This is a genomic window from Gilliamella sp. B14448G11 (genome assembly GCF_016101765.1).
Taxonomy (GTDB): Bacteria; Pseudomonadota; Gammaproteobacteria; order Enterobacterales; family Orbaceae; genus Gilliamella; species Gilliamella apicola_N.
Map to the genome: position 1 here is coordinate 17,123 of NZ_JACFPX010000022.1, position 14,746 is coordinate 31,868.

14 protein-coding genes and 1 riboswitch are annotated in these 14,746 nt (G+C 35.0%); of the genes, 6 read left to right on the forward strand and 8 right to left on the reverse strand.

Annotated elements, in window-relative coordinates; all coding sequences use genetic code 11:
- Nucleotides 1-3: 3 nt before the first annotated feature.
- Nucleotides 4-756, forward strand: coding sequence for an amino acid ABC transporter ATP-binding protein (locus H3S88_RS11875; RefSeq protein ID WP_198229003.1), 753 nt, complete (start codon nt 4-6; stop codon nt 754-756).
- A 43-nt stretch (nt 757-799) separates the two neighbouring features.
- Here the strand turns inward: H3S88_RS11875 and H3S88_RS11880 are convergent, their stop codons facing one another.
- A complete protein-coding gene (locus H3S88_RS11880; RefSeq protein WP_198229004.1) occupies nt 800-2,155 on the reverse strand; it encodes an MmgE/PrpD family protein in 1,356 nt (451 codons plus the stop codon).
- 209 nt (nt 2,156-2,364) lie between these two features.
- On the opposite strand from H3S88_RS11880, the gene folK reads away from it, so the two are divergent.
- The 3 genes from folK (at nt 2,365) to gluQRS (ending at nt 4,367) form a co-directional block, all read left to right on the forward strand.
- A complete protein-coding gene (gene folK, locus H3S88_RS11885; RefSeq protein WP_144092905.1) occupies nt 2,365-2,850 on the forward strand; it encodes a 2-amino-4-hydroxy-6-hydroxymethyldihydropteridine diphosphokinase in 486 nt (161 codons plus the stop codon).
- A gap of 136 nt (nt 2,851-2,986) precedes the next feature.
- Nucleotides 2,987-3,442: an RNA polymerase-binding protein DksA gene (gene dksA / locus H3S88_RS11890; RefSeq protein WP_065604032.1), complete on the forward strand. Its 456-nt coding sequence runs from the start codon at nt 2,987-2,989 to the stop codon at nt 3,440-3,442.
- A 34-nt stretch (nt 3,443-3,476) separates the two neighbouring features.
- Nucleotides 3,477-4,367: a tRNA glutamyl-Q(34) synthetase GluQRS gene (gene gluQRS / locus H3S88_RS11895; protein ID WP_198229005.1), complete on the forward strand. Its 891-nt coding sequence runs from the start codon at nt 3,477-3,479 to the stop codon at nt 4,365-4,367.
- On the opposite strand, the gene moaA is transcribed toward gluQRS, so the two are convergent.
- Nucleotides 4,347-5,321: a GTP 3',8-cyclase MoaA gene (gene moaA / locus H3S88_RS11900; protein ID WP_370528612.1), complete on the reverse strand. Its 975-nt coding sequence runs from the start codon at nt 5,319-5,321 to the stop codon at nt 4,347-4,349. The genes gluQRS and moaA overlap by 21 nt on opposite strands.
- Nucleotides 5,318-5,443: riboswitch (molybdenum cofactor riboswitch) on the reverse strand. Its footprint overlaps the gene before it by 4 nt.
- A gap of 73 nt (nt 5,444-5,516) precedes the next feature.
- Nucleotides 5,517-5,714: a hypothetical protein gene (locus H3S88_RS11905; RefSeq protein ID WP_198229007.1), complete on the reverse strand. Its 198-nt coding sequence runs from the start codon at nt 5,712-5,714 to the stop codon at nt 5,517-5,519.
- A 481-nt stretch (nt 5,715-6,195) separates the two neighbouring features.
- On the opposite strand from H3S88_RS11905, the gene ppnN reads away from it, so the two are divergent.
- On the forward strand, nt 6,196-7,572 hold the full coding sequence (gene ppnN / locus H3S88_RS11910; protein ID WP_198229008.1) for a nucleotide 5'-monophosphate nucleosidase PpnN: 1,377 nt from the start codon (nt 6,196-6,198) through the stop codon (nt 7,570-7,572).
- A gap of 76 nt (nt 7,573-7,648) precedes the next feature.
- Here the strand turns inward: ppnN and radA are convergent, their stop codons facing one another.
- From radA to H3S88_RS11925, 3 genes are all read right to left on the reverse strand, one after another.
- Nucleotides 7,649-9,025 (reverse strand): DNA repair protein RadA, encoded by a 1,377-nt coding sequence (gene radA / locus H3S88_RS11915; protein WP_198229009.1) that lies wholly within the window; start codon nt 9,023-9,025, stop codon nt 7,649-7,651.
- 9 nt (nt 9,026-9,034) lie between these two features.
- Nucleotides 9,035-10,009: a phosphoserine phosphatase gene (gene serB, locus H3S88_RS11920; RefSeq protein WP_198229010.1), complete on the reverse strand. Its 975-nt coding sequence runs from the start codon at nt 10,007-10,009 to the stop codon at nt 9,035-9,037.
- A gap of 229 nt (nt 10,010-10,238) precedes the next feature.
- The gene (locus H3S88_RS11925; RefSeq protein WP_065737926.1) at nt 10,239-10,580 is read right to left on the reverse strand and encodes a helix-turn-helix domain-containing protein; all 342 of its coding nucleotides are present in this window, start codon (nt 10,578-10,580) and stop codon (nt 10,239-10,241) included.
- Between the two features lie 123 nt (nt 10,581-10,703).
- Between H3S88_RS11925 and H3S88_RS11930 the strand changes: the two genes are divergently transcribed.
- Nucleotides 10,704-11,246, forward strand: coding sequence for an NAD(P)H-dependent oxidoreductase (locus tag H3S88_RS11930; protein WP_198229011.1), 543 nt, complete (start codon nt 10,704-10,706; stop codon nt 11,244-11,246).
- A 57-nt stretch (nt 11,247-11,303) separates the two neighbouring features.
- Here H3S88_RS11930 and rsmB read toward each other — a convergent pair whose 3' ends face one another.
- Nucleotides 11,304-12,596 (reverse strand): 16S rRNA (cytosine(967)-C(5))-methyltransferase RsmB, encoded by a 1,293-nt coding sequence (gene rsmB / locus H3S88_RS11935; protein WP_198229012.1) that lies wholly within the window; start codon nt 12,594-12,596, stop codon nt 11,304-11,306.
- A gap of 35 nt (nt 12,597-12,631) precedes the next feature.
- Nucleotides 12,632-13,975: a Na+/H+ antiporter family protein gene (locus H3S88_RS11940; RefSeq protein WP_081300929.1), complete on the reverse strand. Its 1,344-nt coding sequence runs from the start codon at nt 13,973-13,975 to the stop codon at nt 12,632-12,634.
- Nucleotides 13,976-14,746: the final 771 nt, after the last annotated feature.

The window sequence follows — 14,746 nt, forward strand, 5'->3', positions numbered from 1 at the left end:
GTGATGATTTCTATTTCACATTTGTCTAAACGCTTTGCTGATAATGAAGTGTTAAAGGACATTAATTTAAATATTAAACAAGGCGAAGTGGTAGCCATTATCGGTCCATCGGGTTCAGGTAAATCAACCTTGTTGCGTTGTTTAAATTTACTGGAAAAACCAAATACAGGGACAATCAAAATAGGATCGGTTACCTTAAATAGTGAACAATATCGCTGTAAAGACGAAATAAATTTACGTAAACAATCAGCAATGGTTTTTCAACACTATAATTTATTTAAAAATAAAACTGCATTAGAAAATATTACCTACCCACTAATAGTTGGACAAAAAATAGGTAAAGACAAAGCCAAACAGCAAGGGCTATCTTTACTGGAGCGCGTTGGTATGTTGCCGTACGCAAATCAATATCCAATCACCTTATCAGGTGGTCAGCAACAACGTGTCGCCATAGCTAGAGCACTGGCAGTTAGACCTAAAGTACTATTATTTGATGAACCGACATCAGCACTCGATCCCGAACGAGTCCATGAAGTGCTGCAAGTGATGTTACAGCTAGCTAAAGAGCATATTACGATGATCATTGTCACGCACGAAATGGAGTTTGCTAAATACGTTGCCGATCGTATCATCTTTATGGCAAATGGCGTCATTGTTGAAGAAGGGCCAGCAAAATCAATTATCGATAATCCACAACATGAACTGACACAACGCTTTTTACGCCAAATTACTGATGAAATAGATTTTGAAATTTAGTTAGCACAAGTAAACCCATTGAACTCATTTAGCATGTATCATTTTACAATGTTAAATAATGTCGTGCTAGAAATTGATTAACGGTTAAACCTGAGGCTAATTCTTTAATATCAGTTAATAAATTCATCGCTTTTTGTTGTTCTTTAATTGCATCCGTTAGTTTTAATAACATCTCTGTTTGGTTGTAAGGATTTTTAGGCGATCCTTTGGGTACATCAATACGTTGTCTAATTTTTTTCCCTGTATCTAACTCAATTTCTATCACAACATAACGACTGTTATAGGCGTCAGCATGGGGCGCAAGATTAATTTGATAACTACGCTGCATTTTTTGCATCAGTGCTTGAATCTGTTCTGGAATAGGATTTGGACTGAATTGCTCAAAATTAAGAGGAATACCTAATAGAGTTAACGCTAAAATATATTCGGCTGAAAACCGCCCCTGCTCGGCCAATAAAGGATTATTATAGATTAATGCGGCATCGCTGTTTGCTGGCGAAAAAAATAGGGTAATACGGCTAATATGGTGAACATTCAATTGTTGATGTTGATAAAGTAGCTTTCCTGCATCAGCAATATACGCAGCAGCAGAACAAAAACAGTAAGTTTTAAACCATAGTCCAGGCTCAACAATTTTCCAAACAACTCCCCACTTACTTAAATCGAAATTATTACCCTGTCCAAAAACAGCTAAAAATCCTAATTTATCATCTAAAAAGTCTCTCTCAGCAGTTATTCCAACGCGTAACCATTCAACCGATTGTATCGCATGCTGAGCGGCTAATCCTGCATGTAAAAACTTAATAGGGGTACCCATAACCAAACGCAGACCAGATGCCTGAGTCGCCGCCAATGTCAAAGCTTGCGACAAAAAAGGTTCATTATAAAGGTAACAAATGGCGGCTGTGGCAGCAATACCGCCTAAGGTAAGGGTTGTATGCCATCCCTTCTCATAATGTTTAGGATTAACGCTTTTGCCCAATCGCGCCATAACTTCAATACCAATAATATAAGCGGTTAAAAAACGCTTACCATCAATATGAAATTGAACTTTATCTAATTGAACACTGGCAAATAGTGCTGATAAAATAACGGCGGATGGATGTCCACGCACATCAGAATGGACATCATCATAATCTAAGCAATGTGCTTGAAAACCATTAAATAGTGCCGCTTGCCGAGCTGTCACTAATTTTTTTTGTCCCACTAACCAAGCTTTAGCGTTACCCCCTTCGTTGTCAATCCAATTGAGCAATCGATGGACATCGGCTTCATGACGAGCTTGTAAACTACTCGCAAAATAATCAATCACACCATTGACTGCACATTCAATCGTCTTAGGATCATTAATGATGGGGGTATTTGCTATTAAAAAACTCAATTGCTGACCTAAATTCATTTTCCATCTCAAAAAATATATCGTTTTATAAGAAACTGATCTTAATTACCATAACGTATAAAAAGTAATAAGTTAAAGACTATATGGTTATATTTTAATAACTTTTAGTCATAACTTTTAGACTTTGGATATCTCTTTTTTTACTTTTAATTTATATGTTAAAATATGAGCATAACATTACATCTAACACCACAAAAATTAAATCCATTATGTCAATTTGTTATATCGCTTTAGGTAGCAATTTGGATGATCCATTTGCACAAGCCAATCAGGCTATTACCGCATTAAAACAATTACCAGATACTCATATTTTAGCTGTTTCACCATTTTACCGTAGCAAACCATTAGGTCCTAAAGACCAAAATGACTATCTCAATGCGGTTATTAAACTGTCCACAAATTTGCCACCAATCGCTTTACTTGACGAACTGCAAGCAATCGAGAAATCGCAAGGGCGCGTTCGTAAAGACAACCGCTGGGGAGCAAGAACCTTAGATTTGGATATTTTATTGTATGATGATTTAATAATGGATAGTGATCGATTAACCATTCCTCATTACCATATGAAAAATAGAGAATTTGTTCTTTATCCACTGTTTGATATCGCACCGGATTTAATTTTACCTGATAACGATAAACTGCACGAGTTAGTGGTTAAATGCCCCCTCAATGGTTTAATAAAGTGGAATAATTAATTATCTTGTTTAATAACATGGAGTTGTTTTATTTTACCCCTATTTAACGCAAAAAATAATTAAAAAAAATTTGCCAAAGGCTAAATTATTGCTATAGTTTACCGCCTGCAAATAATCTGTACATAAGGGGATTGTTTTGAAAAAGGAACAAAAAGTAAATACCTCTTCGCTTAGCCTGCTTTCAATTGCAGGACTTGAGCCTTATAAAGAGGCAAAAGGTGAGGAGTATATGAATCCTAACCAATTGAAACATTTTAAACTTATCTTAGAAGCATGGCTTTCACAATTACAAGGTGAAATGGGTAAAACTGTTTCTCACATGCAAGATGAGGCTGCAAATTTTCCAGATCCAGCTGACCGAGCAACTCAAGAAGAGGAGTTCAGTCTTGAGTTACGTGCTCGCGATAGAGAACGTCGACTCATTAAGAAAATTGAAAAAACATTGAAGAAAATCGAAATAGATGATTTTGGTTTTTGTGAATCTTGTGGCGTTGAAATTGGTATTCGCCGTTTAGAAGCACGCCCAACGGCTGATTTATGCATCGATTGTAAAACATTAGCTGAACTTCGTGAAAAACAAATGGGTATATAATTCCATTTAATCAACTTGTTTACTTAATACGTCCATGCAATATATTGGTCGTTTTGCCCCCTCACCTTCGGGACCATTACATTTTGGTTCGTTGGTGACGGCTTTGGGTAGCTACTTACAGGCCAAATCCTGTTTTGGTAAGTGGCTTGTTCGTATTGAAGATATCGACCCACCTAGAGAAGTTAAAGGGGCATCATCTCTCATTCTAAAAACGCTTGAAGCTCTTCATTTATATTGGGATGATGAGATTTTATATCAATCAAACTGTAATGAGCGTTATCAAGCTGTCCTGCAATCGCTACTCAATAAACAACAAGCATATTATTGTAATTGCACAAGGCAACGAATTCACAATTTAGCAAATAAAATTTATGACGGTTTTTGCCGTAATCGACGATTGTCAGTTAAAGATAAAGATCAATTGGCTATTCGTATAAAACAAAAGCATCCAGTTTTAACTTTTACTGACAAAATCCGAGGCGAACAAACTGCCCAACTAGCAGATGCCTTAGAAGATTTTATTATTCATCGCAAAGATGGTTTATTTGCTTATAATCTAGTGGTAGTACTTGATGATCATGAGCAAGGCATTACAGAAATAGTACGGGGTGCGGATCTTTTACCCGTCACAACCAAACAAATTTCACTTTATCAGCTATTTGGTTTTAGTGTACCGACGTACTGCCATTTACCATTAGCTTTAGATAAGAATGGTAATAAGCTTTCAAAACAAAATCATGCCCGCCCTATCGATTTAAACAACCTTAAAGCGTTAACAGTTCAAGCTTTGCAATTTTTAGGGCAAAAAGTGCCAAAAGATTGGCAAGATGCAACCCAACAACAACTTTTAGATTGGGCAATACAACATTGGCAGATCACAAATGTCCCTAAACAAAATACCCAATTAACCACCGATATAGGATAAATTTGGCGTGATGCCAACCTGATGATCATGTAGCAAATGCTTTTCTGGTTTGATCATTAATGAAGCAAAAATTCTGGTTTTTAATTGTGTTTTTTGCTCGGGACTTACCAACAAATCACGTAAATCAACGGCTGCATCACCAAACAGACAATAGTGTAATTTACCAACCGATGAAACTCGCAATCGATTACAACTTTTACAAAAATCTTTGGAATACGGCATAATTAACCCAATTTTACCTTGGTAATCATTATGTACATATACTTTGGCAGGTCCTGACAATGGCATTTTGGGCTGTAACTGCCAACCTTGAGCAATGAGCTGTGATTCAATTATACTACCTGTGGTATGATATCGTTTAAACACATCATCACTATCGCCTATTTCCATCAACTCAATAAACCGTAATTCTACAGGGCGATGTTTAATCCATAACAAATAATCATCAAGATTATCATTCATATTTTTCATCAGAACGGTATTAATTTTGACCTTTTTTATACCAACTTCCAATGATTTTTCAACACATTGCATTAGCTCTTTGAGTTTATCTTGGCCGGTAATTAATTTGAATAAATGTGGAGATAGACTATCAATACTGATGTTAATCGCATTCAGTCCAGCTTGTTGCCAATGTGCAATATTTTTTAATAAACGCGATCCGTTGGTGGTAATTGCCAGCTCTTTAATACGAGAATAAGAGGAAATAATTGACAAAATATCAATAAAATCGCGTCGTAATGTGGGTTCTCCACCAGTTAAACGAATTTTATGCACACCAAGTTCAGTGAACGTAGATACAACATTATCAATTTCATTAAGCGAAAGAAACGTATGGTTTTTATTAGGTCGATAACCATTTGGTAAACAATACTGACACTGAAAATTACACAGTTCAGTAATCGATAAACGCAAATATTGAAATCGCCGTTGATAGTTATCAACTAATTGCATATATAATTTAAACACCTTATCCAAATCGGGAAGCATAGCCATTTCTGCGCTATACCGCGGCTAATTGACCATATGAGTAACATTATCACTTAGGTAAAATAGCTTCAGAGTTTGGTTAAGTCTAGCACAGTCTTAATTTATTGACTATGAGCAATTATTTAATATCATCATAATAAAAATCAATTTGTTTTTTACCTAAGATTCGACTTTGTCATTATTATCCTCGGTATGAATAACCGTTATGTAGCTAGGAATAACAGTTGCTGTTCGATAAATATAAACCCACTGTGTACCTTGTGGCTCGTCACTTAAAAATCGTTTTAGTAAAATATCATCCTCAGTATCATTATCCGATTGTTGACTTCTATAATAATCGGTAAACTCTTCATACAATTCTTCTTCATCTGTTAATGAACCACTATAGTTAGCTTTATATTGTTTATATAAAAAATTTAATTTATCAATAAAAAAATCATATTCTTTTTTGATTGCAAAATTTTTAGGATTAACATAGCCTAAAGTTGCAAAAAATCTTATCAGCTACTGGCGATCCTGATTCCAATTGTTTAAATGAAGAATAATAAAAATCCTTTCTTAGCTGACTGACCATCCACTTAAATAATCAAAAATCAGTTTTCATTGATAACATCATTACTTAATAACTAAAATTGAAATAATTTTATACTGCGTTTACCTTTAAGTTATTGTTAAATATCATATTGAAAAAATTGGATAAAAGAAGAACAATTGTATTTTTTCATTTGGTATTAATTAAGTTATTTATAAATTAAGCTATTATCAGCTTTACTTATTCTTTATTCTGTTTGAATATATAATGATTTTTTGCCGATAAAACCGTCAAATGGAGGTTGTAATGATTACCCATATTAGCCCATTAGGATCAATGGACTTACTTGCTCAAGCTGAAGTCGATATTTTAAAAAAATCAGCCAATAGTGATCTTTATCAGTTGTTTAGAAACTGTTCTTTAGCAACACTCAATGCAGGCAGTAAAACCGATAATACTAAAGATCTGTTAGATAGATTCCAATCTTTTGAAATTAATGTTATTAGTAAAGAACGTGGGGTTAAGTTAGAGCTTATTAATGCCCCCGAAAGTGCATTTGTAGATAAACGAATCATTCGCTCAATTCAAGCTAATCTATTTGCGGTTTTACGTGATATTCTTTTTTTAAATAGCCAAATAATGGCAATAAAACATTTGGTTCCTAATGACAAACTTGAAAAAGAACATTCCTATTACATCACCAATCTTGTTTTTTCTATTTTACGTAATGCTAATGCACTCCATGTTGGTGAGGAACCGAATCTCATTGTTTGTTGGGGTGGACATTCAATTAATGAAAACGAATATTATTATGCTCGTCAAGTTGGTATGCAACTTGGGTTACGTGAACTCAATATTTGTACGGGATGTGGTCCAGGTATTATGGAAGCACCAATGAAAGGTGCGGCTGTTGGTCATGCACAACAGCGTTATAAAGATAGTCGATTTATTGGTATGACCGAACCATCTATTATCGCCGCTGAGCCACCAAATGCTTTAGTCAATGAACTGATTATTATGCCGGATATTGAAAAACGTCTTGAAGCTTTTGTACGAATGGCGCACGGTATTATTATATTTCCAGGAGGACCGGGAACGGCTGAAGAGTTACTTTATATTCTTGGTATCATGTTGAACCCAGCCAATAAAAACCAAACTCTTCCACTGATTTTAACTGGTCCTAAAGAGTGTGAAAGCTATTTTGCTGCCATTGATGATTTTATACGTAATACATTAGGTGAAGAAGCAACCAAGCTTTATCAAATAGTGATCGACTCACCTGAACAAGTTGCTCGTATAATGAAAGATGGTGTAAAACACGTAAAATCTTCGCGCTTAAAAACGGGTGATGCCTATGGTTTTAACTGGCTATTGAAAATTGATGAATCCCTACAACGTCCTTTTGAACCACTGCATGAAAACATGGCTGCATTAAATCTGCATAGAAATCAACCTGTCGAATTACTCGCAGCGGATTTACGCCGAGCGTTTTCGGGCATTGTTGCTGGCAATGTAAAAGAATTTGGAATGAAACAAATTGCCGAACATGGGCGATATAAATTACAAGGTGATTCTGAAATTATGAAACAACTCGATAATTTATTAAGAAGCTTTGTAAAACAAGATCGTATGAAACTGCCGGGAGGAACCGCTTACCAACCATGTTATGAGATTTGTTATTAACAGAAAGTCAAAACACATCTTTTATAATATTCCGCCGAAAATAGAATCGGCGGAAAAATCTTTATTAAACGTAACGTTAAAAGTCACTCAAAATATCTAAAGCTTCTGACACTTTCTTCACTGCAAAAATCTGCATATTGTCAGGTTTCTTTTTCGGCATATTGGCAATCGGCACAATCGCTTTTTTAAAGCCATGTTTAGCGGCCTCAGAAATTCTCTCTTGCCCACTTGGTACTGGGCGAATTTCACCACCTAAGCCAATTTCACCAAAAATCACGACATCTTGCGGTAAAGGACGATTACGAAAACTTGATACTAATGCAGCAATCAAGGCTAAATCAGCACTAGTTTCGGTAACTTTTACACCCCCGACAACATTAACAAAGATATCTTGATCGGCCATTTGTAACCCACCATGACGATGCAAGACAGCCAATAATAACGCTAATCTATTTTGGTCAAGTCCAACGGTAACACGTCTAGGATTACCATATATAGAGTGATCAACTAAAGCTTGAATCTCAACCAACAGTGGGCGCGTGCCTTCCCAAAGTACCATAACAGAACTGCCAGGCAACATCTCATCACCGCGACTTAAGAATATCGCCGATGGATTACTGACCTCTTTTAAACCTTGTTCTGTCATGGCAAATACACCCAGTTCATTTACTGCACCAAAACGGTTTTTATGGCTACGTAGTGTTCTAAAACGAGAATCGGCATCGCCATCTAATAAAATAGAACAGTCAATACAGTGCTCAAGAACTTTTGGACCTGCTAGTGAGCCATCTTTAGTCACATGTCCAACCATAATAATGGCAATCCCTTTCGTTTTGGCAAAGCGTGTTAAATAGGCTGCCGTTTCTCGCACTTGCGCAACACTACCTGGTGAAGATTGAATATCAGCAAGGTGCATCACTTGAATAGAGTCGATGACCATAAGTTTAGGTTGTGACTGTTCAGCCAGCAGACAAATTTGTTCAATACTGGTTTCAGATAACATATTAATATTATCGGTTGGTAAACCTAAACGATGTGCACGCATAGCGACTTGTTGCAGTGATTCTTCACCTGTTACATACAAAGTGTTCATTTGGGCTGATAGTTTACTCATGGTTTGTAGCAATAAAGTACTTTTACCAGCACCAGGGTTACCACCAATTAATATGGCACTACCCGGTACAACTCCACCACCTAATACGCGATCGAATTCAGAAAATCCAGTTGAAAATCTTGGTAAGGCTTCTAAACTTATTTCTGATAGCTTTTGAATTTTAGCTTGACCTGCCCCACCCGCATAACCTGTTAATCTGTCATTACGTGATGAAGTACTTGCTAACCTAACTTCATTAATCGTGTTCCAAGCGTGACACGCACTACATTGCCCCTGCCAACGCGGATAATCTGCGCCACAATCATTGCACACATAAGCACGTTTAACGGATTTTGCCAAATTATTCTCCTAACCTTCACTTAATAAACTGGTGGATAAAATACACCATAGACCAGTCAAATCTGCATAATTAATACTAATTCTCGCCTTTTCAACAACTTTGGGTTTACCATGATAAGCCACCCCAAGACCTGCAATGCGGATCATCATTAAATCATTTGCCCCATCGCCAATTGCTACGGTTTGCTCGATTGGAATATCAAGCGAGGCCGCTAATTGCTGCAATGTTCTTGCTTTGTATTTAGCATCAACAATATCACCAATTACTTTGCCGGTTAATTTTTCATTTTTAATTTCTAATTGATTTGCATAAACATCAACTAATTTTAGTTTTTGTTTGAGATGATCTGCAAAATAGGTAAAGCCCCCAGAGGCAATGGCAACATGCCAATTTTTTTTGTATAACTCACGAACTAAATAAGTTAGGCCTGGCGTAAGTGGTAGTTTATCTTTCACTTCTTGTAAGATGTTTTGATGAGCACCTTTTAATGTTGCAACTCTTTTACGTAAACTCGTTGAAAAATCTAGCTCTCCGCGCATAGCTTGTTCAGTAACGGCAGCAACTTGCTCCCCAACCCCATGCAGTTTGGCTAATTCATCAATGCATTCAATACTGATTGCAGTTGAATCCATATCCATGACAAGTAAACCAGGAGAATGCAACGTTGGTAAATTATCAATGGGTGCAACATCAATACCTAAAGTAAGTGAAATAGATTTAGCTTTTTTAGGCATCACCCCAGCGATTCGAACAATTTGATAGGTTTTAATTTTCCAAGATGACACAATCACCATTGGCATAGCCAGTTTATTTTGGAATGTTGATAATATTGTTTTATTTAATTTCTTTCCATAAATAATCCAACCGGTTTTACCTGCATTGTAATCAAGTGGAACAACCTCACAACCATTTAAAGAAAGCGGTAATCCTTGCCAATTTTGAATATTCTCAGGTAAATCATTATAGGTGAGTGTATAAGCCATATTAGAAAATCATTATAACGTAAAACGATGACAAAATTTAACATATCTATAAAAGATTGTCCAAATTGGGATTTAGCTTATCTTGCATTTAACGTTTAAATTCAAATATCAATATACACAAAATTTGAAATGACATAGACTCCTGAATATTTTTTACAAAAAGTAATTTTATATTCAAATATCTATTCTCTAAAAAACTTTTAACATATACTGATATAATCATTTAACACTATACAGTTAATCCCCACAAACAAAGTTGTTCTAATGCAGGACCAATTCGTTCACCAAGTGACGTTAATTTATATAATACTTTTAACGGGGGCTTATCGCCAAAAACTGTGCGAGTAATTAAACCATCATCTTCAAGTTTTTTTAGTTGAATACTTAATGTCATATCGGTAATTTCAGGGATCACTATTTTTAGTTCGCTAAATCTTTTTTCTCCAGAAAGTAAATAGTAAAGTATTACACCTTTCCATTTTCCACCAACTAAATCCATCGCTAGACTGATAGGACAATAATACGTTTTATTTTTATAAATTTTTGAAAGTCTTTGTTTGTCTTGTTCCATTTAACTTACCTAACTATTTTTTTTATAACTATCTAATTTGATAGATATTGCCATAACCTCATTAAGGAATAAACTAATTATAGTAACTCAAATTTTTATAGTATAAATTTAAAAGGAATTATCATGACATTAATCGTGTTAGGTCATCCCAATATTGAACAATCTATTGCAAACAAAACCATCATAGAATCATTGCAAGAACATATTACTGATTTAGAAATTCGTAATATTCACCAACTTTATCCAGATTACAAAATAAATGTACAAGAAGAACAAGCCGCTTTACTTAGACATGATCTTATCGTACTACAATACCCTATGTATTGGTTTAATATGCCAGCAATACTTAAATTATGGTTTGATGAGGTATTAACCTACCAATTTGCTTATGGCTCGCAGGGAGATAAATTAAAAGATAAAAAGTTATTACAAAGCTTAACAGTAGGACAAGTAGAGCAAAATTATCAAGAATATAGCTCTGAATTAATAAATAATTTACTTGAATCCGTTAAAGTTTCAGCACTCTACACACAAATGAAATATCTTCCCCCAATACTTTTATATGGTGTATCACCTGTTATTGAAGGAGAAAAAGCAACGATAAAAGCAAAAGCATTACAGCACAGTAAGCAATTAGCTCAATTGATTAAAAATTACAGTAAGTAGAGCAACGATAGATAATAGGTTAATCATTTTTAATAGAGCATGACATTTTTAAATGCACTAACTACTCTTTTTTAAAACAGCATAAAAAAATCCATCACCACTTTGTGCCGTTGGTAAAAATTGCTTCATGTCACTCACGAGTTGAGCATTGCTGTTTTCTTTTAAAAAACGCTCAATTTGTAATTTGTTTTCATCGGGTAGGATTGAACAGGTGGCATAAACTAAAGTGCCATCTGTTTTTAGATATGACCAAATATTAGTTAAAATAGCGTGTTGTAACTCAGTTAATTGCGCAATATCGCTATCACGACGTAACCACTTAATATCAGGATGACGACGAATCACGCCGGTTGCCGAGCATGGTGAATCAAGTAAAATTCGGTCAAACTGTCTGCCTGAGCACCATTTTTCAGGAGTAAGCCCATCACCTACTTTAACTTCTGCTACTTGTTTTAAGCGAGCCAGATTTTCTTCAATACGTTTGGCACGACTCGCATCAATATCTACCGCTAATAAATTCGCTTTCGGAGCAATTTCTAAAATATGGGTTGTTTTACCACCTGGAGCGGCACACATATCCAAAATTTGCTCACCATTTTTTGGTGCTAGTAAATATGCAGCATACTGTGCTGATAGATCCTGTACAGTAACCGCTCCCTCAGCAAAATAAGGTAATTTCGTTACATTCACTGGTGACAATAACCGGATTGCACAAGGCAAATCAGCAAAAGCTTCTGACTCAATTTGCTGTTCAGCCAATAATTGTTGGTACTCACTGACAGAATAGTGATTAAGATTAACCCGTAACCACATTGGTGGTTTTTGATTATTTGCATTAATAATATTTTGCCATTGCTGTGGATAAGCTTGCTTAAGACGATTAAGTAACCAACTTGGGTGCAAAGTTTGACTTGTCTGTTGTTTGTTATCCTGTATAAATTTTTGCTGTAATGATGCCTGTTGGCGTAAAAATTCACGCAATACACCATTTACTAACCCTTTGAGCGCTGACTTTTTTAAATCATTTACTGCATTAACCGTTTCACCTACTGCAGCATGCTCAGGTATTCGGGTATATAAAATTTGGTAAATACCCACTAACAATAAATAGTGAAGAACTCGATTTTTGCCAGTAAGTACTTTACTCATCAAAGTATGAATATAAAAGTTAAGTTCAGGCAAAACTCGCATCACACCAAAACAGATCTCTTGTACTAATGCGCGATCTTTTTCCGCTATTTTATGGCTCGATAACGTTAAGGCCGTACTTAGCGATTGCCCATCTTCAAGTACATTAAAAATCGCTTGCGCACAAATAGCTCGAATATTTGAGTGTAACTTTTTATTCATAACTAATAATGACCTTAACTCATCTACCTAAATGATTATAAAATTAATGATCCAACCCAACCCGCAATAAATAATGGAATATTAAAGTGGGTGAATGTTGGAATAACACTATCACGGATATGATCATGCTGACCATCGCTATTTAAACCTGCTGATGTTGCTAAAATGGTATCGGAAGGTGGAGAACCCGCATCACCAATCGCTCCAGATGCACCGATCAAACAAACGGTAGCAATAGGAGAAAAACCAAGTTGCACACAAAGCGGTACATAAATAGCGGCAATAATTGGTACAGTTGAAAACGAAGAGCCAATACCTAAAGTAATAACCAGTCCAACGAGCATCATCATAAATGAAGCAATAACTTTATTGCCCGCAAACAACTCAGCACTATTGATAACTAAAGGTTCAATTTCGTGAGTCTGTTTTAAAACTTCGGCAAAGCCTTGGGCTGAAATCATCACAAAACCAATCATTGCCATCATTTTGATGCCATCGGTAAATACGCCGTCTGCTTCACCCCATTTAATAGAGCCTGATACAATAAAGCAAATAAAACCAACTAATGCGCCTAAAATCATTGATCCTGTGTAAAGTTGAATCGTGAACGATAAAACAATCGCTAATAACGAAACAATAAGTGAACGCTTATTCACATTGTTTAGTGCGTCTAAATTGGTTTCTTCACGAATGATTTTATATTCTCTTGGTTTGCGGTAACTGACAAAAATAGCCCATAATAAGCCAACAAACATGCCCAATGCAGGAATCGCCATTGCATGCATGACATTAACATGACTGACATCCATACCCGATGAAATAATATTTTTTAATAATATTTGATTTAAAAAGATATTACCGAAACCAACTGGTAAGAACATATAAGGTGTAATAAGACCAAAGGTCATAATACAAGCAATCATTCTTCTATCTAATTGCAACCGCGACATTACATATAAAAGTGGCGGAATTAAGAGAGGAATAAAAGCGATATGTATAGGAATAATGTTTTGTGACGAAATACTAACTAGTGCAATAATGATAATTAATAACCATTTAATACGCTTTTTGGCACTACTGGTTGTAAGCTGTTTTATCGCCTTGTCTGCTAATAATTCAGGCAAGCCTGATTTTGAGATCGCCACAGCAAAAGCGCCGAGCATAGCATAAGAAAGCGCAATATTGGCACCATTACTAATACCAGTATTAAAGGCATCGATCGTTTCTTTCAAAGATAAATGGCTAAATAATCCACCGACAAATGCACCAATAATTAAGCTGATTACCACATGAACACGGCAAAGAGACAAAATTAACATACAAATTACCGCGACCACAACTGCATTTATGGACGAGAACAAATCAAGCACTGTATTCATAAGAAGATTCTGGGTTAAGAAGCAAAGTTTAACATTTTAGGCTATAGATATGGAAAGTGCAATTGATAGCGTAATATATAGATTGTAAATAACGTTAACGCAAAAAATGTTAATTTTTGAACAAATTTGTAACATTTCTAAAAATATTTTAATTAAAAAGAAAATCAATAGATTGTCTGATATTTGCGCAACACCCCTTTTAATCTACTGATTTTTAATTTTTTGATATAGACCCCATTTTTATGAAAATTCCTTTTTTAACTTACTAAGTGAACAATATCACTTTAATTTAAACAATAAATATTTATACAAATATCATGACAAATCATAGTTAGGCTAATTTAAAAATTACATAGAATTTATATTTTATATGAATTAAATTTTTAATTAAGAAGAAAGATATGCCAAATATTAATACCAGTAATGAACAACTGAAAGAAGCATACCACCATAATTGAGGCATGATAACCAATTTACTTAATTTTCATCATGACGCAAACTCACCTAAAAATCTAAAAAAATCATTATCAATGATATATGCAACGTTACCATGACATAAAAAAATAAAAGATAGAAAAGAATGACTTTACCAAGCACGTAATTATCATTTATTAATGGGGTTTATAAAAATTGATCTTGTATCATTATTAAAACCATTATGTAAATAACTAGTTAAATTGAATGTTGTAATGATGAACTATCCCTGTCAAAATCACTCATTAAACGCGCTATAATGTATATAGAAAATTTTTGCGCATGACTTACACAATT

Excerpts from the sequence above, each read along its gene's own strand:
- gluQRS (WP_198229005.1), top strand. The coding sequence starts at position 3,477 with ATGCAATATATTGGTCGTTTTGCCCCCTCACCTTCGGGACCATTACAT.
- H3S88_RS11930 (WP_198229011.1), top strand. The coding sequence starts at position 10,704 with ATGACATTAATCGTGTTAGGTCATCCCAATATTGAACAATCTATTGCA.
- H3S88_RS11880 (WP_198229004.1), bottom strand. The coding sequence starts at position 2,155 with ATGAATTTAGGTCAGCAATTGAGTTTTTTAATAGCAAATACCCCCATC.
- folK (WP_144092905.1), top strand. The coding sequence starts at position 2,365 with ATGTCAATTTGTTATATCGCTTTAGGTAGCAATTTGGATGATCCATTT.
- H3S88_RS11925 (WP_065737926.1), bottom strand. The coding sequence starts at position 10,580 with ATGGAACAAGACAAACAAAGACTTTCAAAAATTTATAAAAATAAAACG.
- H3S88_RS11875 (WP_198229003.1), top strand. The coding sequence starts at position 4 with ATGATTTCTATTTCACATTTGTCTAAACGCTTTGCTGATAATGAAGTG.
- moaA (WP_370528612.1), bottom strand. The coding sequence starts at position 5,321 with ATGCAATTAGTTGATAACTATCAACGGCGATTTCAATATTTGCGTTTA.
- serB (WP_198229010.1), bottom strand. The coding sequence starts at position 10,009 with ATGGCTTATACACTCACCTATAATGATTTACCTGAGAATATTCAAAAT.
- ppnN (WP_198229008.1), top strand. The coding sequence starts at position 6,196 with ATGATTACCCATATTAGCCCATTAGGATCAATGGACTTACTTGCTCAA.
- H3S88_RS11940 (WP_081300929.1), bottom strand. The coding sequence starts at position 13,975 with ATGAATACAGTGCTTGATTTGTTCTCGTCCATAAATGCAGTTGTGGTC.
- rsmB (WP_198229012.1), bottom strand. The coding sequence starts at position 12,596 with ATGAATAAAAAGTTACACTCAAATATTCGAGCTATTTGTGCGCAAGCG.